The sequence below is a fragment of the Nostoc piscinale CENA21 genome (assembly GCF_001298445.1).
In the GTDB taxonomy this organism is placed as follows: Bacteria; Cyanobacteriota; Cyanobacteriia; order Cyanobacteriales; family Nostocaceae; genus Nostoc_B; species Nostoc_B piscinale_A.
Map to the genome: position 1 here is coordinate 5,664,987 of NZ_CP012036.1, position 19,970 is coordinate 5,684,956.

Consider the following 19,970-nt stretch of genomic DNA (forward strand, 5'->3'; position numbering starts at 1 on the left):
TTCTTCAAGGCATTTTTTAACGGGGTGAAAAATTTGGCAACTATTCAATGTAAGAATGTTACTTTTGATAATATTCAGGCAATTTTTTTTTGACAAAAACGGTACTTTAGAAGACTCAGACGTTTATTTGCGATCGCTGGGGCAAAAAGCAGCTAGAATTATCGATGCCCAATTTCCCGGAATTGGTGAACCATTATTAATGGCTTACGGTATTGATAGTAATTCCCTCGATCCTGCTGGTTTAATGGCGGTGGGTAGTCGCCGCGAAACTGAAATCGCCACAGCTGCCTATATCGCCGAAACTGGTAGAGGATGGTTTGAATCTTTGGGAATCGCCTGTCAAAGTTTAAACGAAGCCGAAAAATATCTCGAAGCATCTCCCGCACCGCTTTTCTCTGGGAGTTTGGAGTTATTACAGTCCCTCTCCGTCGCCGGACTCAAATTAGGGATCATCTCAGCAGCCACAACCGCAGAAGTACAAGCCTTTGTCGCTCGGTATAATTTGGCTGATTATCTTCCAGCCCAAATTGGCGTGGATGATGGCCCAGGGAAACCAGATCCAACTTTGTTTTTGCAAGCTTGTGAAGTGGTGGGAGTAGAACCAAGCGCCGCACTCATGGTTGGCGATGCGGTTGGCGATATGCAAATGGCAAAAAACGCCAAAGCCGCAGGTTGCATTGGTATTACATGGATTGGTAAATCAGATCATGTCCAAGGTGCGGATGTAGTGATTAATCAACTGAGTGAAATTAAAGTTTTGTAAGAAGGCAGGAGGCAGAAGGCAGAAGGCAGGAGGTGTAAGTATTACATAATCTATTTAGCTAAGGGGTTTCATAACTCTGATTTAATTGTGATTCCTGCCTGAACTGGGTCAAAATTTGGGGGAAAATGGGTGTTGCGATCGCAGTCTGCCTTATCTAGCTTTGTACCTTGAAGATTCGCTTGGCGGAGATTTGCCGACATTAATAAAGCACCCCGCAAGTCTGCATCTGTGAGGTTAGCTTGGGAAAGGTCGCAATAACTAAGGTCACTTCCCCGGAGATTTGCACCTTGTAGATTAGCTGTACTTAAATCCGCGTAACTCAAGTCAGACCCTTTGAGGTTAACACCTTGCAAATCGGCATCACCAAGTTCAGCCCTCTCAAAATCCCGTTGTCCCTCAGCGTACTTTTCTAAAAGAGTAGCCACCGCATTAATTGGCTGTTGATAATTGACTTCAGACATAAAACAGCCTCAAAGATTGTTGATTCAAATTCATCATAAAACTGCTGATGCCAAAAATCACCAGAGAAATTGCATCAATTTATCAAATTATAGTAATAGTAATTTACAGGAATATTTTCTATCCTCACAAGTTCCTCAAATTTTTTTTTATAGGTTCAAAAATAAACAATCATCGCCTTTCCTCATCTGTTGAGGTACAAATTTATCTGTGTCCATTTGCAGTTAGTTTTTTATTCTCATCACATTGTAAATTGACAAATTTATCACTAATTTTGAGTGCATTAAAGCAAACGAAAAACATGAATGCAACCGTCATGGTGATTGGTTACGGTAATGACTTGCGGAGTGATGATGGCATTGGTCAAAGAATTGCTGATGAAATTGCCTCTTGGCATTTATCGGCGGTGAAATCCTTAGCAGTCCATCAACTGACACCCGAATTGGCTGATGCTTTAGCAAATGCAGAATTAGCAATTTTTGTGGATGCTTATGTACCTTTAGAATCTTTTGATGTGCAGGTGCAATCACTTTCGCCTTCTGTTGATAATGCGATCGCTGGACATACCGCCGATCCCCAATCACTTTTAGCCTTGACTAGAACTCTTTACGGCCACTGTCCGCCTGCTTTGTGGGTGACAGTTCCCGCAGTTAACTTTGAATTTGGCGATCGCTTCTCAGAAATCACCGAAACCGGCAAAGCGATCGCCCTCGGCAAAATTATGCAAATCTTAGACAAGTTTAAAAAATTTCTGGATCAAATGAACCCAATCTGAAACTCAAGCATAGACTGAAAGCAAACATGACTTACGCACAAAGATTGTCAGTTAATCACGGGTGTAGGGATATAAAGGTTTTGAACACCCCGTACTCTATAAACCTTCAAACCCTTAACTCTTCTCTAAAACCCTAATTATTTATTTTCTGGGGTAAGTCCCGTAAAAGTTTAATACTCAGCACTTTCAACTCAGCACTCAGCACTGTAAAGGAGGATTGATGCAGAAATCTCTCAAGCCCACAAGCGATCGCGCCTTTGATATCTTGCAGGCAGAGAAGCTTAATCCTCTTGATGCTATCTTTGCACCCAAAACTGTAGCGGTAATTGGTGCTAGTGAAACACCTGGGAGTGTGGGACGCACTCTCTTGTGGAATTTAATTACAAATCCGTTTGGTGGGACTGTGTTTCCTGTCAATCCCAAACGCCATAGTGTGCTAGGAATCAAAGCCTATCCGAAAATTGCCGATATCCCCGAAACTGTAGATTTAGCTGTAATTGCCACACCAGCACCAACAGTTCCGGGGATTATTGCTGAATGTGTCAATGCAGGGGTGAAAAGTGCGATCGTCATTTCTGCTGGTTTTAAAGAAGCTGGCGCGGCTGGTATCGCTTTAGAACAGCAAATTCTCACCCAAGCCCGTCGCGGTAACATTCGCATCATCGGCCCGAACTGCTTAGGGGTGATGAGTCCCCTGAGTGGGTTAAACGCTACCTTTGCTAGTGCAATGGCGCGTCCGGGCAATGTCGGCTTTATTAGCCAAAGTGGGGCGCTGTGTACGGCGATTCTAGATTGGAGTTTTCAAGAAAACGTCGGGTTTAGTGCCTTCGTTTCCATCGGTTCAATGTTGGATGTGGGCTGGGGTGACTTGATTTACTATCTCGGTGATGACCCCCATACCAAAAGTATTGTGATTTACATGGAATCTATTGGGGATGCCCGGTCTTTTATTTCTGCGGCGCGAGAAGTTGCCCTCACCAAACCTATTATTGTGATTAAAGCCGGACGCACAGAAGCAGCAGCCAAAGCCGCAGCATCTCATACAGGGGCGTTGGCGGGGAGTGATGCGGTATTAGATGCAGCTTTCCGGCGCTGTGGGGTGTTGCGAGTCAATAGTATTTCTGACTTATTTGATGTGGCGGAAGTTTTGGCAAAACAACCGCGTCCCAAGGGGCCACGCTTGACCATTTTAACCAATGCAGGCGGGCCAGGAGTCTTGGCTACCGATGCTTTGATTGAAGCTGGTGGGGAATTGGCGACAATTTCACCAGATGCGATCGCTGCTTTTGATAAAATACTTCCCACTCATTGGAGTCATAACAACCCGATTGATATTCTGGGGGATGCTGATCCCCAACGTTATACCCAAGCTTTAGAAATAGCAGTCCAAGATCCCAATAGTGACGGCTTGTTGGTCATTCTCACACCCCAAGCCATGACCGACCCCACCCAAACCGCCGAACAATTGAAACCCTACGCCCAAATCCCTGGTAAACCAATTCTTGCTAGTTGGATGGGTGGTGCAGAAGTCACCGCAGGCGAAACAATTTTAAATCGTCAATCTATTCCTACTTATCGCTATCCAGATACAGCCACCCGCATATTTAGTTATATGTGGCAATCTAGCTATAACCTGCGGGGTATCTATGAAACTCCAGTTTTACCAGCAGTTGATCCCCAATCAGGGATACCAGACCGTAACTTAGTTACAAATATTATCGCCTCTGCGCGTCAAGATGGGCGAACCATTCTTACAGAGTTTGAATCGAAGCAAATATTAGCAGCTTACGGCATCCCAGTTGTAGAAACTTGCGTGGCTACAACTGAGGATGAAGCAGTGAAATGTGCTGACAGTATTGGCTATCCCGTAGTTGTCAAACTGTATTCTCATGTCATTACCCATAAAACTGATGTTGGCGGCGTGCAGTTAAATCTGCGGAATGCAGAAGCAGTCAGACAAGCCTACCGCACCATCAAATTTTCCATTGAAGAAAAAATAGCAAAAGACCCCCACTACTCAGCACTCAAAACTCAGCACTCAGCACTCAGCACTCAAAACTCAGCACTCTTCCTCGGCGTAACAGTACAGCCAATGGTGAAAACCGACGGCTACGAATTGATTATTGGTAGTAGTCTTGATCCCCAATTCGGGCCAGTGCTGTTGTTTGGTGCAGGGGGACAGTTGGTAGAAGTATTTCAGGATAGTGCGATCGCCCTACCTCCCCTCAACACAACTTTGGCGCGACGGATGATGGAACACACCAAAATTTACAAAGCCCTCAAAGGTGTGCGGGGACGGCAAAGTATAGATATGGCAGCCCTAGAACAATTAATGGTTGCATTTAGCCAACTGGTAGTAGAACAACCTTGGATTAAAGAAATTGACATCAACCCCTTGCTGGCAATTCCGCCAACCGCCGTTCACTCTGGAGGATTGATTGCCTTAGATGGCCGTGTTCTCCTCCACCCACCAGATATTACAGAAGAACAACTACCCAAATTAGCCATTCGTCCCTATCCCACCCAATACATCGACAACTGGACGATGAAAAATGGGATGTCAGTTACCATCCGTCCAATTCGTCCAGAAGATGAGCCATTGATGGTACAGTTTCACCAAACCCTTTCCGAAGAAAGCGTTTATTTTCGGTACTTTCACCTGATTAAACTGAGTCAACGCATCACCCACGAACGCCTCACCCGTATTTGCTTTATTGATTATGACCGCGAAATGGCACTGGTAGCAGAACATCAAGACCCAGAAACCGGAATGCGGCAGATTTTAGCAGTTGGGCGATTGAGTAAACTGCATGGTACAGATGCGGCGGAATTCGCTATGATTGTCAGCGATCGCTATCAATGTCAAGGTTTAGGTACAGAACTCGTTAGGCGCTTACTGCAAGTTGGTCGTCAAGAACATATCGGCCGAATTACAGCCAATATCCTCTCTGATAATTACGGAATGCAGCGAGTTTGTGAAAAATTAGGCTTTCATCTGCAACCTACCAGCGACTCCACTGTAATGCAAGCGGAAATTGCTTTGTAAATTATTTGATTCCCAATTCATGTAGGCTATTGGACTCGAAGTCAAAACCGCTCTGGCAGAAAATACGGTGATTCAGGAGTAGTCAAGGGTTATTTATGGGGCGATAAAGTCTTGCAAGAAGCACAAGTGATTGTAGCAACACAAATAGCTTAAAATGCGTAGAATTAAAAATTACAAATTTAAGCTATCTACATCATCAGGAAAGGCATAATGTAGAGCAACATAAATATTCGTAGTTGGGAAAAGGCAGGAGGCAGGAGGGAAGAGGGTTTTAGCTAAATTAACCTTTCTTAATATAATTTTGTTTTGTCCCACCGACTTACTTACACAAAAACGTAGAATCATCCAAATGTAGCGAACAATGCGATCGCTACATTTTTTAATTTCCAACAAAACTGCTAAAATCCCCTTATTCTCGATAGAGAATATGAATTTTTGATTGAATTTGCGATCAACATGATTAATACGTGCAATCATCCAGTAACATAAATCTTATATAAACACATACACATCAACTTACCGTAGATTAAGAGGAAACACGGAATGAAATTTTGGCAGCGTCCCATAAAGCAGACTCAGAATAGACCATATCGGTTCAGACTCAATTCCCTCAAAGGTTTTATATCGCTCACCTTGGTAGGAGCTATTTTGAGTGTGGCGCTGGCCGCCTGCTCTGGTGGAAATAGCAGCAGTAATTCTGGCGATGGCGCACCTTCTGCGAGTCCCGTTGCAGCAAATAAATCCAATGTGGAAATCACCTTAGTTTCCTTTGCAGTGACTAAAGCAGCTCACGAGGCGATTATTCCCAAGTTTGTAGAAAAGTGGAAACAAGATCATAATCAAACTGTCACCTTCAAGCAAAGCTATGGTGGTTCTGGTTCTCAAACTCGCGCCGTCATCGATGGTTTAGAAGCCGATGTAGTCCACTTAGCATTGGCTGGAGATACAGAAAAGATTCAGAAAGCCGGACTAATTCAACCAGGATGGGAAACTGAAGTTCCAAATAATGGTATTGTATCGAAATCTGTTGCGGCGATCGTTACTCGTGAAGGTAATCCTAAAAACATCAAGACTTGGACAGATTTAGCAAAAGACGGCGTAAAATTAATTACTGCTGACCCAAAAACATCTGGTGTAGCGAAGTGGAACTTTTTAGCACTGTGGAATTCGGCTATTAAAACTGGCGGAGATGATGCTAAAGCCACGGAATTTGTTACCAAAGTGTATAATAACGTACCACTTTTGACTAAAGATGCCCGCGAAGCGACTGACGCATTTTTCAAGCAAGGTCAAGGTGATGCTTTAATCAACTACGAAAATGAAATTGTTTTAGCAGAACAGAAGGGCGGAAAAGTAAATTACATTGTCCCTGATGTCAATATTTCTATCGATAACCCAGTTGCTGTGGTAGATAAAAACGTTGATAAGCATGGTAATCGAGAAGTTGCAGAAGCTTTTGTAAAATATCTCTATACTCCAGAAGCACAGCAAGAGTTTGCCAAATTGGGATTCCGACCAGTTGATGAAACTGTAGCCCAAACAAAAGAAGTCAAAGACAAATTCCCCAACGTTAAAACATTAGGCACAGTCAAAGATTACGGTGGTTGGAGTGAAATTGACAAGAAATTCTTTGCTGAGGGCGGTGTTTTTGACAAGATTCAAGCCCAAAAGAAAAGATAAATAGTCAAGAATCAACGGTCAAGAGTCAATGAACAATAAACGGAGATCAAGACTTTATTTTTCAATGACAAATGACCAATGATCAATGACCAATGACAAAGGAAAAATTGATATTATTTATGGCTGTATCTTCCCCATCCTCACCTCAAGACCTTGTTGCTGAAACTTCTGTTTGGAAGAAATTTCTGCATCAATTGATTCATTTGCCTTGGACATGGCGCATTACCTTGGCATACCTAACAGTGATGTTGTTTGTGCCCATAGCAGCTATGTTCTTAAAAGCCAGTACAGAACCACCTGCTAGATTTTGGGAAATTGCTACCAGTGATGTTGCCTTAGCAACTTACAACGTAACTTTTGTGACATCTATAGGGGCGGCATTACTCAATGGTATATTTGGGACTTTAATCGCCTGGGTTTTGGTGCGTTACGACTTTCCTTTAAAAAGGCTAGTTGATGCCACAGTAGATTTACCCTTTGCCCTGCCAACTTCTGTAGCGGGTTTAACATTGGCAACAGTTTACAGCGATAATGGCTGGATTGGTTCATTGTTAAGCCCATTGGGAATTAAAGTATCTTTCACTCGTTTGGGTGTAGGCGTAGCCATGATATTTATTTCCCTACCTTTTGTGGTGAGGACTGTCCAACCTGTATTGCAAGAAATGGAACATGACATTGAGGAAGCGGCTTGGTGTTTAGGTGCTTCGCAATGGCAAACCTTTTGGAAAGTCATTTTACCGCCTTTATTTCCGACAATTTTGACGGGTATTGCTTTGGGTTTTTCCCGTGCAGTTGGTGAATATGGCTCAACAGTAATTATTTCTTCTAATACACCCTTTCAAGATTTAATTGCGCCGGTGCTGATTTTCCAGAGATTAGAGCAGTATGACTATTCTGGCGCTACTGTGATTGGTGTGGTGTTACTGACAATTTCTTTAATACTGCTGTTGGCAATTAATTTCTTACAAGCGTGGGCTAGAAGATATGACAGTAAATGAGCCAAGATTTCACTCATCTGAGTCTAATATCAGCACAGGCAGGACTCAACAGAAAAAAAAGTTGGGTGCCGACAATTTTAATTGCGATCGCAATTGCTTATTTAGCATTAATTCAATACATTCCAGCCATTAACGTTTTTGTCCAAGCCTTTAAAAAAGGAGTCGGCCCGTTTTTTGCCAACTTGACACACCCAGCGTTTCTCCATGCAGCTTGGCTAACGTTAATATTGGCTTTAATTGCGGTGCCAATAAATACCGTATTTGGCTTGTGTGCAGCTTGGGCGATCGCGCGGCATAAATTCCCTGGTCGTGCCATAGTTTTAAGTATTATCGACCTACCCTTTTCCATCTCTCCCGTAGTTGCTGGGTTGATGATTGTCTTACTCTATGGTCGCAATGGCTGGTTTGGCCCTTTTCTGCAAGCCCACGATATTAAAATTATCTTTGCCTTTCCGGGGATGGTATTGGCGACAGCCTTTGTCAGTATGCCCTTTGTCGCACGAGAAGTCATTCCTGTATTAGAGGAATTTGGTAGCGACCAAGAAGAAGCAGCTAAAACCTTGGGTGCAAAAGATTGGCAAATATTTTGGCGCGTCACCTTACCCAGCATTCGTTGGGGATTACTTTACGGCTTAATTTTGACCAACGCCAGAGCAATGGGCGAATTTGGTGCTGTTTCAGTAGTTTCCGGTAACATTGCTGACAAAACCCAAAGTTTACCTCTGTTTGTGGAAGATGCTTACAAACAATATGAAACCGAAGCCGCCTTTTCTGCTGCTGTATTATTAGCACTGTTAGCAGTTGTCACATTAGTACTGAAGGAAATTTTAGAACGGAAAACGCGCATCAAAGATGTTGAATGAAGTATGAAGTAGGGGAATTCCAAAAAATAAATTATTCAATTTATCGGCTTCAAAACCTCTGTCTTTCCCCCTGCTCCCTTGGCATTAACGTGATTGTATATTTCTTTAATTGGAAGTCCCTTACTCTACTCCCTACTCCCCATCAATATTGCAATTGTTCTGACTAACTCTTCTGGTTCAATAGGTTTGGCTACATGTTGTTGAAATCCGGCTTGCAGTGCTTGTTGTTGGTTGATTTCACCTGCATAAGCAGAAAGTGCGATCGCAGGTATAGTTCCGCCTTGTTCGGGTGGACATTGTCTAATGTGCCGAATCAAGGAATAGCCATCCATTTCTGGCATCCCAATATCAGAAATTAGTAAATCCGGCATAGATTGATTGAAGTAAGTCAATGCTTGTAAAGCTGAATCAGCGGTAGTAACTTGTGCGCCAACTTCGGTGAGGATAAATTCGGCTAAGTCACGCATATCTGCATCATCATCTACAACTAATATCTGCATACCCGTGAGATCAACTGCATCCTCCAAATTGCTACGAATTGAGGATAATGCTTGGTCAACAACATTTAATGGCAATCTCACAGTGAAGATTGCACCTAAATTCTGCCCTGGACTATCGGCTTGAACTGTGCCGCCATGCAGTTCTGTTAAATGGCGGACAATAGCCAGTCCTAAGCCCAATCCGCCGAATTGTCTTGTGGTTGCGCCATCTTGCTGACGGAAATATTCAAATACGAATGGTAAAAACTCTGGAGTAATGCCAATTCCGTTATCTTGAACTTTAATTTGAGCATACATTCCCACCTGCTCTAGCTGCACTTCTATTTGTCCTCCAGAGGGGGTAAATTTGACAGCGTTAGAAATAAGGTTCCAGATAACTTGTTGTAAGCGGTTGGGATCACCGGAAACTGTACCAGAAAGCGAGTTAAGAGTAGTTTGGATTTGAATATTTTTCGCTTCTGCTGCGAGTCGGACTGTTTCTAAGGCGGCTTCAATGGTTGCAGCCAAATTCACAGGTGCAACGTTTAACGACATTTTGCCTTGGAGAATGCGCGAGACATCTAATAAATCTTCGATTAATTGTGCTTGTAACTTGGCATTACGTTCAATGGTTTCTAATGCTTGGTCAGCTTTTTTAGGGTCTAGCCGTTGACTCCGCAGCAGCCTTGTCCAGCCTAAAATCGGATTTAGGGGCGATCGCAATTCGTGAGACAGTACAGCGAGAAATTCATCTTTAATTCTGTTAGCGGCTTCGGCTTTGGCGTGATCGCGTTGGGCAATGCGATACAATTGAGCGTTATCAATGGCTAAGGAAGCGCGGCGAGCTAGTTCCTCTGCTAATTGTAAATTGCTTTGGTCATAGCGTTTTCCCGACTCTGCTGCAATAAAAGAAATTACTCCCAAAATTTTATCTTGAGTTTTTAATGGCACTGTCATCACAGATTTAAACCCAACAGAACGCAAAATTTCTAAATGTTCTGGGTTTTGGGCGGCTTGGACTAGCAATTCATCAGGGATATCGGGTAAGAAATCGGATTTGCCTGTGCGTAATGTCCAGGCAGCGCCTCTAGGATCATCTGGATTGAGAGGATATTTTTGTCGCATTTGGTCAGCCCATTGGAGTTTGGCTGGTTCAATATGAGCTACAGCAATCTGTTCAATAACACCATCTTCTTTGACGATGTGGACTGTACACCAATCTGCTAACTCCGGTACTGCCAGTTGGGCGACTCGCTCTAGGGTAGTTTGGTAATCGAGAGAAGATGCTAAAACTGCACTCGCCTCTGCCAAAAAGCGTTGGTTCCGCTCTAATCTGACTTGCTCAGTCACATCGACCACATAGGCTAAAACATCTTCTATTTGATGGTTGGAGTTAATTGTAGGCAGATAGTAAACATTGTAGTAACCAGGAGTGCGATCGCTCCGACCAGGAGGATTGATCGCCAGGCTGAGGGAAATAAATTGATCTCCGGTATTGTAAATTTCATCAAAGATAGCAACTATTCCCGGATCAACTTGACCAAAAAGTTCCTTAATTGAATGTCCTAGATGTTGTTCACGAGTTAATCCGTTGATTTTGGCTAATGCTTCGTTAATCGCAATATATCGCTGTTGGCGATCTAACAGAGCAATTCCTACTGGTGAAGTTTCAAATATAGTTGTTAGTTGGCGTTGTGCGGTTTCTGCTCGCATTCGGGCAATGCGTTCGCGTTCTAGTAATCTTTCTCGTTCTTGTTCTATTTGCTTGCGTTCTGTAATATCAATGACTACGCCAATCGAGTTTTTCGGATTTCCCTTCAAATCGTAAGTAAACTTTCCTCTGGCTTCTACCCAATGAATTGAGCCATTTAACCAACGCAGACGGTATTCATGATGATACTCTTGCTTTGCCTGCATAGCTTGCTGAAATTTTGCTTCAGCTTGTGCTAAATCATTCGGATGCACCCGATTCTGCCAAACTTCATAACTGGGTTGACATTGATATGGTTGCAGACCTAACACCGTGAAGTGTCCTTCTGACCAATGTAATGCACCAGTTTGGACATCCCAATCCCATGAACCCATACGTCCAACATTTAGCGCCAGTTGCAGGTGTGCCTCACTTTCTCGTAATTCCGCTTCCGCACGCGATCGCTCTACAGCTAACCAAGTTTGTTCGGCAATTTGCTCTATCAGTGTCACTTCTTCCTGTTGCCAATGTCGCGGAGCAATATGATGTAAAACAAGTAAAGCGATAAACTTTCCTTGTTTTACTAACGGCACACATAACAAAGATTTAGTTTGGATCAAATCAAAAGCAGCTGCGCCTGCACCTTGAGTTCGAGGATCAGCATCCACATCATCTACAATAATTGTTCTGCCCTGCTTGAGTTCAGCAATGATTTCTGGGCCAAAAGAATTCATCTGATGAGTCCCAACCACACTACTTACACCATTGCAATAATCACGCTCAACAATTACATATTCTTGGGTAGAATCAATTTCACCATAGGTACACCTACTCACTTGGAAATGCTGACCTGCGGCACACACCACTTGCCACATAATTTCTTTTGAGTCTTGAATTGGGCGAATCGCATCATTTAATTGAATTAAAAATTCCTGTTGCCTTTCTTTGTGTTGCACCTGTTCCCACAGTTTTTTGCGCTCTGTAATATCTACGGTGATGCCAATGATCCGCACTCCCCGTCCAGCTGCATCCAAGTAAACTCTGCCTTGACTATTAATCCAACGAATTGTTTTGTCGGGAGCAATGATCCGGTATTCTTGCTGATAAATTATTTCTCCCTCAGCTGCTTTTTGGGCTGCTTGCACAATTCGCTGCTGATCATCGGGATGAATCAAAGCCATAAAATCTTCTGCTGCACCTGCTTCTCTTCCCCAAAGCCAAAGGGCATTGGGAGAACAAACCACATGATTTGTAATTAAATCCATGTCCCAAGCGATGATCTGCGCTGAAGATAAAGCTAATTGTAAGCGTTCTTCTGTTTGCCGCAGATTTTCTTCAATTTGCTTACGCTCAGTTATATCTTGCAGCACAGCCACAGCTGCCACAATTTGATTTTGGCTATTGAAAATTGGTGCCGAATTGACACTAATAAATGTTTGGCGACCATCATTTTCTAGTCGCAATTCTTCGTTAGAGACAACTTCACCTATTTGGAGCGATCGCGCTAATGGATAATCATTAGGTTGATACATTTGTCCATCCGTGCGGAAAGCGACAAATGGAGTAATCGGTACGTATTCTTCTAATTCTAGAAACTCTTCATAGTCGTAACCAACAATATGTTTGGCTTGTTCATTAGCCAGCACTAATTTACCAGTTGCCGCATCAGCAATTAATACACCGACCGGTAACTGCTGTAAAACCGCAGCAAAGCGAGTATGTTCTATTTCCAGTGCTTGTAACAAGCTTTCCTTTAATAAAGCATTCTCAGCATTGGCCTGCATTTCCTGAAAATCAGGATGTGGCTCATTTCCTAAATTGCGGGCAAAGTATTCAATCAATTCTGAACGTGAAATTCCTTGCTTGTGCGCTTCTTCATCAAGTGATCGCCATGCTGTACTGGTCAGAGATATACTAAATCGTTGCTTTTTTTCTGAGTCCCAGTTGTTAACAAACTTACCCGTTGAATCGCGCTTCATTTAAATTTATCCGTATGCGTACACGGTTCTTATATTCAATCCGAAGTAACTTCTAATTGGTATCTACCTTAAGATTGAGGTTTTTATCAGGGGATTAGAGGCGAATGGCACGCTTGAAAACGTGAAACTTACACCATGCACCCCTATACCTAACCCTCACAAGAGTTTTATATTTTCTTCTTAACAATGTTTTTCAGCCTGACTGCTGTTGGGAGTTAATTTCCGTTTGATCGAAGACTTTTTTTTAAGAAGCTTAACCCTTGTTCAATCTGAGAATATTCCTCGGCTGACAAACCATTGAGAATGTCAGCAATTTGAGCGCGAGTATGATTGAGGGATTGCTGGAGATGGTACTTACCCTCATCAGTCAAGTTGAGAACTATCCTTCGTCGCTCTTGGGGATGATGTTCACGTTGTACTAAGTTGCGTTGTACTAGCCGTTCTATAGTTGCTGAGGCTGTTGCAGAGGTGACACCGAGATGTTCTGCTAAATCAGAAAGTGAACCACCAGGATGACGATTAATAAATGCCAGCGATCGCACCTGGGGAATTGACAAAAACCCGGCGTTATGAGCTCGCATCTCCTTCCTGATAAACCGCATCACTAATGGAATTGTCTCCATAACTTTGGCTGCACATTCTTCAGAATTTGCACCATGTGAGGGTTTATCGAGCTTCATGGGCGAGTTATTCTCCTAGTTACATCGCCACCTGTGGATAAAGTTTGCCACAGATGAGGGTTAATATTATTAATGTTAGTAGGATAACTGTAAAATCCAGACTAAATCTTTGAAGAAGGTAGAAGGCCAATTAGAGGGAGATTCAGACCACCTCTAATTGAAGACCACTAAATCTAAGATTTAGCTTTGTGCTTAAACCCAGTTCGATGCACAGCAAAAGGCTTACCTAAAAATTGGCAAAACTCCTCCATGAATCCACGCTATTCATATATCAAAAGCAGAAAAAAACGTTGGTTATACCAAGGATTCCGACTTGTTGTCATGACGCTGCTAGTGTTAGGAGTATTGCTAGGGGGATTTGCCATTTACACTGTCCGGCGTTCTTTTCCCCAAGCAAGCGGCACAATTCATCTACCTGGACTAAAAGCAGAGGTGACAGTCCAACGAGATCAATGGGGAGTTCCTCATATATATGCAAGTAACACCCATGATTTATTCATGGTACAGGGCTATATACATACCCAAGACCGTTTTTGGCAAATGGACTTTTGGCGACATATTGGTTCTGGGCGGTTGGCAGAAATTTTTGGTAAGTCCCAGGTAGAAACAGATAGATATCTGCGGACAATGGGTTGGGACAGGGTAGCACAGCAAGAAATTCAGCAAATGAATGGGCAGATGCAGGCTGATTTGCAAGCTTATGCTGACGGTGTGAATGCTTATTTGGCAGATCATCAAGGTAGCGCCTTGAGTTTAGAATATGCGGTGTTGCAGTTACTTAATCCCCGCTATAAACCAGAACCTTGGCAACCTCTACACTCGTTAACTTGGGGTAAGGTGATGGCTTACGATTTGGGGAGGAATTTTCAAAGTGAAATTGAACGGACTATTTTGTTAAAAAGTCTGTCACCACAGCAGGTTGAAGAACTGTTTCCGCCTTACCCAAAAAATTTACCTGTGATTTTGCCAGAGTTGCAAACTGATCCCGTTGATAAAGTCAAAGAAAATTTACCACCTAATTTCCCAATTGCGATCGCCTCTACTTTAGAGTCAACTATCCCAGCAATCAAGGCGTTGGAAGAACTTATCGGTGCGACGGGAGTTGGTATCGGTTCTAATAATTGGGTAATATCTGGTGAACGCACAGTTACTAAGAAACCAATTTTGGCAAATGATCCACATTTAGCTGTGCAGATTCCTTCGATTTGGTATGAGGTGGGACTGCATTGTACAAATAAGAATGCTGAATGTCCTTATAACGTGACGGGTTTTTCCTTTGCGGGAATGTTAGGGGTGATTGTTGGTCATAGCGATCGCATTGCTTGGGGTGTGACTAACGTACAATCTGATGTGATGGATTTATATATCGAAAAAATCAATCCCAACAATCCCAATCAATACGAAGTTAATGGGAAATGGGTAGATATGCAGCTTGTTCCACAAACCATCCAAGTTGCAGGTAGTCAGCCAATTCTGCATACAGTCCGCTACACGCGACACGGGCCAATTCTTTCCGATGTTTCACCCAATTTGCAACAATTTCCATCGCAGCCATCACTCCCAATCCCACAACAATATGCTGTAGCTTTGCGTTGGACAGCTTTAGAAACTTCAAGATTAGCTTACTCAATTACTGGCATAAATCGCGCTCAAAATTGGCCAGAATTTCGTGCTGCTGCGAAGGATTTTGATATCGCTGCTCAAAATTTAGTTTATGCAGATATAGATGGCAATATTGGCTATCAAATGCCCGGCAAAATGCCAATTCGCGCCCAGGGAAATGGGCGTTATCCGGTTCCAGGTTGGACAGATGAATATGAATGGCAAAGCTATATTGATTTTGCCAAGTTACCCCATAGCTTTAATCCCCAACAAGGCTATATAGCCACCGCTAACAATTTAGTAGCAGAAAATTATCCTGATGTGATTACAACCGATTGGGTATATGGCTATCGGGCGGCACGCATTACAGAAATGGTCAACCAAAACAATCAAGACATTTCTATTGAAGATGTGCTGGAAATTCAAGGTGATAATAAAAATTTAATTGCACAAATTTTAGTACCACTTTTGCAGAATATATCTTTGGATAATCAGCGTTTAGAAACAGCTAGAAAGTTATTAATAGATTGGAACTTTCAGCTAGAAATGTCATCACCAGCAGCGGCATTATTTGAAGTATTTTGGAAACATTTGCTAGTAGCTGCTTTTCATGATAATTTACCAATTGAATTTTATCCTGATGGGGGCGATCGCTGGTATGCTGTAGTGCAGAATTTAGTAACTCAGCCTGATAGTTTTTGGTGGGACAACAGTAAAACACCACAAAGAGAAAACCGCGACCAAATTTTGCAGCAAGCCTTAAAAGATGCGGTGACAGAATTAGAAAGTCTACAAGGTAAAGATGCACAAAAATGGAATTGGGGGAAATTGCACACCATTACTTTTCGTCATGCAACCTTAGGTAAATCTGGTGTTCCCCCTATTGAAGCATTATTTAATCGTGGTGCTTTTGCAACGTCAGGGAATGGCGAAACTGTCAATGCTAACCGTTGGCGAGCGAATAAATCTTTTGAAGTTACCGATATTCCTTCGCTGCGAATGATAGTAGACTTGGGCAACTTGGATCAATCACTGGCTATTCATACTCCCGGACAATCTGGACACGCCTTTCATCAACATTATGTAGATATGGTAGAACCTTGGCAGAAAATTGAATATCATCAGATGCTTTGGGAAAATGAGACTATTAAAGCTAATACAAGGACAACTTTGAAGTTAATTCCGAAATCTCATGCTATTGATGTACAAGCAAGAATAATTAACCGCAGATAAACGCGGATTAACGCAGATGGAAACAGATGAATTTTTACCTCAGCAAGCAAATAAAAGCTATAGAAATATTGTACTATCTCAGTTTGAGAATTTACCAGAAGTGCAGTTAATTTTGTATTGCGCTCATACTCAGCGATCGCCAGCTTTAAACATATCGATTCAGGAACTCTGTAAGACAGAGATTAATTGGACTTTGTTACAGTATTTATCAAGTCGTAATGGAATTGATGGCTTGCTGTGGGAGAGTTTGCAAACTGTTGATGCGGTGAATGTACCCAAGAGTTTGTTGAATCAACTCCAGCAAAATTATCAAGGTTATATACTCAAGGGGATGATTTATAGTCATGAATTAATCAGACTATTGCAAGATTTCCACACACATCAAATTCCGGTTCTGCCCTACAAAGGCCCGACTTTAGCAGTGGGACTTTATGGTAGTTATGCACTCCGCTATTTCAGTGACTTGGATATTTTAATCCATCCAGATTATTTAGTAGCTGCAAAAGCTTTACTAATTCAGCATGGTTATGAAACCCTGGCGGTGGATAATATTCAAGAAAAAATGAATATTTGGTCAGACAGTGAGCGAGATTTTCTACTGCCAAATAAAGATATAGCTATAGATTTACACTGGCGATTAACACCGCGATTTTTTGCTTTAGAAATACCTTTTGAACAACTGTGGGAACGTCGTCAGTTAGTGAATTTGTTAGATACTAATGTTGCTACCTTATCTCCCGAAGACTTGCTATTAGTATTGTGCGTTCATGGTGCTAAAGAATGCTGGTCACAATTAAAGTGGATTTGTGATATCGCTGAGTTATTGCAAACTTACAAACATCTCAATTGGCAGGCTGTTGAGGAGCGATCGCAAATATTACACTGTCATCGAATGCTACTTTTAGGGCTGAAACTGGCTCAAGATTTGTTACAAGCCCCCATTCCCCAATCTTTACAAACCGCAATCATCCAAGACACTTGCTTACCTGGTTTGTGTCAACAAGTGATCAATCGCTTATTCTCACATCCTCTGCCCTTAGCGACAACTTGGCAAACAACAATGTTTCGTTTGCGAGTCCGCGATCGCAGTTGGGATTGGGTACAGTATTTTGTTTGGCGGTTGTTAATTCCCAATGTGCGCGATCGGCGTTTATTCAACCTTCCAGATTCACTCTCTTTCTTGTATTACCTCATCAGACCAATCCGCTTATCTGTTAAACAATTAATTAAAGCGATAATCAAAAAAATTTGACATGACTCAGTAACAATTTGTTGCCAATCATACGTTTTGGCCAAGAAGTCAGATTAGAATCACCTGCGAATGTAATAAATTGATTTGATCTAGCAAAGTCATGGCTTCTAGCTAGAAAAAGGGTGTTATCGATAGGGGGTAAAGGGTATAAATCTTTTTTTTCGTGCTTGATAGTAAATGTTTACCATGATTGACTGACTGGAAGTGCTGAGTAAGAATACTAGCCTCTACTCCCTATCTGATACATAGTGGTAAATTTTTTTGAGCTAATTTAACTGTTTTAATATTTATTTTCAGGGTTTGACACTACCGCATTAGGATGATTTTGACAACTTCACCAGTTGATCAGGATGCCAATAAACAGGCATTCTGCTTAGAAAATCTGGAATGGAGCGATCGCATTTTTTTCAGCAGTTATGGCATAGGAATTGGCATCAGACTGAACAAGTCTACTTTGCTAGAACCGCTGCAATCGTATTTGCCACCCATCCGCTTTCCATTATCTGGATTACCTGTTCAGAAACTCTATTCGTTGTGGGTTAGCACCGACAAAGATGATGAGTCTGTCTATCGGCTATATGAAGGACAAACCGAACTGCTTTGTTCTCCCGATTTGGATGAGGTCTTAACGCTACTGGAAAATGACCTGTGTTTATCGATTGGGATAGCTACTCAGGATTGGTTATTTATTCATGCTGGCGTAGTTGCTTGGGGTGATTATGCGATCGTTATTCCTGGGCGTAGTTTTAGTGGGAAAACGACCTTAGTCATGGCCTTTTTGCAAGCTGGCGCAACTTATTACTCGGATGAATACGCCGTTTTAGATCGCCAGGGATTAGTTCATCCCTATCCTAGAGCCGTATCTGTACGTACTTCTTCTGAAAAAAGACAGCGATTGACTGCCACAAATTTAGGTGTAGCCGTGGGTAGCCAACCTGTAAAAATCAAAGTAATTTTACAAACGCAGTATCATCCGCAAACGGAATGGCAACCAGCAGCGATATCCACAGGACAAGCCATTCTAGGGCTGTTGGATAACACTTTAACTGCTCGGTTATACCCGGAACTAACATTATCTATTTTGACTTCTGCAACTGTCGGTAGTTCATGTTTCGCTGGACAACGGGGTGAAGCAGCACAATTAGTTGATCAGGTATTGACATTGCTTTCTTAAGCCCAAACCAAATACAAGGAGAATAAATTGATGATTCCAGTGGCTCGCACCGAAAATTTATTGATTCAAGAAGTCGGAGAAGAGCTAATTGTTTATGATGAAAAGCGAGATACAGCCCATTGTCTCAGTGCGATCGCAGTGCGCGTCTGGTACCTTTGTAATGGTCAAAACACCGTCGAAACCATTGCACGTTTGCTACAAGAAGAGTTCGAGTTTCCACCAAATCAAACTGTTGATTGGCATGGTTTAGTTCAATTGACATTAGCTGAGTTAGAACAGTTTCACCTGTTAGATGCAGCCGTTACTAAACCCCTGAATAGTCCCCAAACTTCCCGCCGCCAAGTCCTCAAAAAAGTCAGCTTAGTAGGTGGCTTTGCCATTGGCTCTTTGTTCCCAGCCATTAAATCGATTATTGTTCCTACTCCAGCAATGGCGGCTCCCCGTGGCTCTAGTAGCTCCACGACAACCACAACCACTACCACAAGCACTACCACTACCACGACAGCCGCCCCAACTACAACCGCTCCAACTACAACCGCGCGAAATAAACAATAAAACACCAGTTCGTTAGTAGAGTGATCGACAAACTTCTGTTACCAAGATTGCAATTTTGTGGCGTGAGACATTTTCCCAGATTTTTACTGTTAGCCGCATCATACAAGATATTGTCTGTTTAGAACCGGGAACTCATAAACAGCTAGATGACTTTCTTTCTTAAGCAGAGACTAAATACAAGGAGAATAAATTGATGATTCCAGTGGCTCGCACCGAAAATTTATTGATTCAAGAAGTCGGAGAAGAGCTAATTGTTTATGATGAAAAGCGAGATACAGCCCATTGTCTCAGTGCGATCGCAGTGTGTGTCTGGTATCTCTGTAACGGTCAAAACACTGTCGAAACCATTGCACGTTTGCTACAAGAAGAGTTCGAGTTTCCACCAAATCAAACTGTTGATTGGCATGGTTTAGTTCAATTGACATTAGCTGAGTTAGAACAGTTTCACCTGTTAGATGCAGCCGTTACCGAACCCCTGAATAGTCCCCAAACTTCCCGCCGCCAAGTCCTCAAAAAAGTCAGTTTAGTAGGTGGCTTTGCCATTGGCTCTTTGTTTCCAGCCATTAAATCAATTATTGTTCCTACCCCAGCAATGGCCGCTCCCACTGGCTCTAGTGCCACGACAACAACTACTACAACGACAACCACCACCACTACAACTACAGCCGCGCCAACTACCACACAGCCTCCCAAGTAGTGTAATTGACACACTTCTATTACCGCTTTTCCCAGATTTTTACTG

General features: G+C 42.5%; 13 protein-coding genes and 2 pseudogenes. 11 read left to right on the forward strand and 4 right to left on the reverse strand.

The features are described 5' to 3' along the window. Positions 1-33: 33 nt before the first annotated feature. Positions 34-763: pseudogene (locus ACX27_RS24175) on the forward strand (HAD family hydrolase). Between the two features lie 68 nt (positions 764-831). Here ACX27_RS24175 and ACX27_RS24180 read toward each other — a convergent pair. After that, the gene (locus ACX27_RS24180; RefSeq protein ID WP_062296165.1) at positions 832-1,224 is read right to left on the reverse strand and encodes an Alr5209 family pentapeptide repeat protein; all 393 of its coding nucleotides are present in this window, start codon (positions 1,222-1,224) and stop codon (positions 832-834) included. Between the two features lie 299 nt (positions 1,225-1,523). Here ACX27_RS24180 and ACX27_RS24185 point away from each other — a divergent pair, with 299 nt between their 5' ends. Both ACX27_RS24185 and ACX27_RS24190 read left to right on the forward strand, forming a co-directional pair. Next, positions 1,524-1,997, forward strand: a complete 474-nt coding sequence (locus ACX27_RS24185) for a hydrogenase maturation protease (RefSeq protein WP_062296167.1) — start codon at positions 1,524-1,526, stop codon at positions 1,995-1,997. A 220-nt stretch (positions 1,998-2,217) separates the two neighbouring features. Beyond that, a complete protein-coding gene (locus ACX27_RS24190; protein WP_062296169.1) occupies positions 2,218-5,043 on the forward strand; it encodes a bifunctional acetate--CoA ligase family protein/GNAT family N-acetyltransferase in 2,826 nt (941 codons plus the stop codon). Positions 5,044-5,214: 171 nt separating this feature from the next. Here ACX27_RS24190 and ACX27_RS24195 read toward each other — a convergent pair whose 3' ends face one another. Beyond that, complete coding sequence (locus ACX27_RS24195) at positions 5,215-5,520, reverse strand: hypothetical protein (protein ID WP_062296171.1); 306 nt, start codon at positions 5,518-5,520, stop codon at positions 5,215-5,217. 66 nt (positions 5,521-5,586) lie between these two features. Between ACX27_RS24195 and ACX27_RS24200 the strand changes: the two genes are divergently transcribed. From ACX27_RS24200 to cysW, 3 genes are all read left to right on the forward strand, one after another. Further along, positions 5,587-6,723: a sulfate ABC transporter substrate-binding protein gene (locus tag ACX27_RS24200; RefSeq protein ID WP_062296173.1), complete on the forward strand. Its 1,137-nt coding sequence runs from the start codon at positions 5,587-5,589 to the stop codon at positions 6,721-6,723. Between the two features lie 119 nt (positions 6,724-6,842). Continuing rightward, on the forward strand, positions 6,843-7,721 hold the full coding sequence (cysT, locus tag ACX27_RS24205; protein ID WP_062296175.1) for a sulfate ABC transporter permease subunit CysT: 879 nt from the start codon (positions 6,843-6,845) through the stop codon (positions 7,719-7,721). Further along, positions 7,718-8,584 (forward strand): sulfate ABC transporter permease subunit CysW, encoded by an 867-nt coding sequence (cysW, locus tag ACX27_RS24210; RefSeq protein ID WP_062296177.1) that lies wholly within the window; start codon positions 7,718-7,720, stop codon positions 8,582-8,584. Before cysT ends, cysW begins: the two co-directional genes overlap by 4 nt. Before the next feature lie 125 nt (positions 8,585-8,709). Here the strand turns inward: cysW and ACX27_RS24215 are convergent, their stop codons facing one another. Both ACX27_RS24215 and ACX27_RS24220 read right to left on the reverse strand, forming a co-directional pair. After that, positions 8,710-12,732: a PAS domain S-box protein gene (locus tag ACX27_RS24215; RefSeq protein WP_062296179.1), complete on the reverse strand. Its 4,023-nt coding sequence runs from the start codon at positions 12,730-12,732 to the stop codon at positions 8,710-8,712. A 193-nt stretch (positions 12,733-12,925) separates the two neighbouring features. Further along, positions 12,926-13,412: pseudogene (locus ACX27_RS24220) on the reverse strand (MarR family winged helix-turn-helix transcriptional regulator). 249 nt (positions 13,413-13,661) lie between these two features. Between ACX27_RS24220 and ACX27_RS24225 the strand changes: the two are divergent. From ACX27_RS24225 to ACX27_RS24245, 5 genes are all read left to right on the forward strand, one after another. Beyond that, positions 13,662-16,247 (forward strand): penicillin acylase family protein, encoded by a 2,586-nt coding sequence (locus ACX27_RS24225; RefSeq protein ID WP_200929859.1) that lies wholly within the window; start codon positions 13,662-13,664, stop codon positions 16,245-16,247. A 16-nt stretch (positions 16,248-16,263) separates the two neighbouring features. Then, positions 16,264-17,499 (forward strand): nucleotidyltransferase domain-containing protein, encoded by a 1,236-nt coding sequence (locus ACX27_RS24230; RefSeq protein ID WP_062296181.1) that lies wholly within the window; start codon positions 16,264-16,266, stop codon positions 17,497-17,499. A 325-nt stretch (positions 17,500-17,824) separates the two neighbouring features. Then, complete coding sequence (locus ACX27_RS24235) at positions 17,825-18,673, forward strand: phosphoenolpyruvate carboxykinase (ATP) (RefSeq protein ID WP_144427523.1); 849 nt, start codon at positions 17,825-17,827, stop codon at positions 18,671-18,673. A 30-nt stretch (positions 18,674-18,703) separates the two neighbouring features. Beyond that, complete coding sequence (locus ACX27_RS33045) at positions 18,704-19,228, forward strand: PqqD family protein (protein ID WP_062296185.1); 525 nt, start codon at positions 18,704-18,706, stop codon at positions 19,226-19,228. Between the two features lie 193 nt (positions 19,229-19,421). Continuing rightward, on the forward strand, positions 19,422-19,925 hold the full coding sequence (locus ACX27_RS24245; protein ID WP_062296187.1) for a PqqD family protein: 504 nt from the start codon (positions 19,422-19,424) through the stop codon (positions 19,923-19,925). Positions 19,926-19,970 lie beyond the last annotated feature (45 nt).

Excerpts from the sequence above, each read along its gene's own strand:
- ACX27_RS24180 (WP_062296165.1), bottom strand. The coding sequence starts at position 1,224 with ATGTCTGAAGTCAATTATCAACAGCCAATTAATGCGGTGGCTACTCTT.
- ACX27_RS24185 (WP_062296167.1), top strand. The coding sequence starts at position 1,524 with ATGAATGCAACCGTCATGGTGATTGGTTACGGTAATGACTTGCGGAGT.
- ACX27_RS24190 (WP_062296169.1), top strand. The coding sequence starts at position 2,218 with ATGCAGAAATCTCTCAAGCCCACAAGCGATCGCGCCTTTGATATCTTG.
- ACX27_RS24195 (WP_062296171.1), bottom strand. The coding sequence starts at position 5,520 with ATGATTGCACGTATTAATCATGTTGATCGCAAATTCAATCAAAAATTC.
- ACX27_RS24200 (WP_062296173.1), top strand. The coding sequence starts at position 5,587 with ATGAAATTTTGGCAGCGTCCCATAAAGCAGACTCAGAATAGACCATAT.
- cysT (WP_062296175.1), top strand. The coding sequence starts at position 6,843 with ATGGCTGTATCTTCCCCATCCTCACCTCAAGACCTTGTTGCTGAAACT.
- cysW (WP_062296177.1), top strand. The coding sequence starts at position 7,718 with ATGAGCCAAGATTTCACTCATCTGAGTCTAATATCAGCACAGGCAGGA.
- ACX27_RS24215 (WP_062296179.1), bottom strand. The coding sequence starts at position 12,732 with ATGAAGCGCGATTCAACGGGTAAGTTTGTTAACAACTGGGACTCAGAA.
- ACX27_RS24225 (WP_200929859.1), top strand. The coding sequence starts at position 13,662 with ATGAATCCACGCTATTCATATATCAAAAGCAGAAAAAAACGTTGGTTA.
- ACX27_RS24230 (WP_062296181.1), top strand. The coding sequence starts at position 16,264 with ATGGAAACAGATGAATTTTTACCTCAGCAAGCAAATAAAAGCTATAGA.
- ACX27_RS33045 (WP_062296185.1), top strand. The coding sequence starts at position 18,704 with ATGATTCCAGTGGCTCGCACCGAAAATTTATTGATTCAAGAAGTCGGA.
- ACX27_RS24245 (WP_062296187.1), top strand. The coding sequence starts at position 19,422 with ATGATTCCAGTGGCTCGCACCGAAAATTTATTGATTCAAGAAGTCGGA.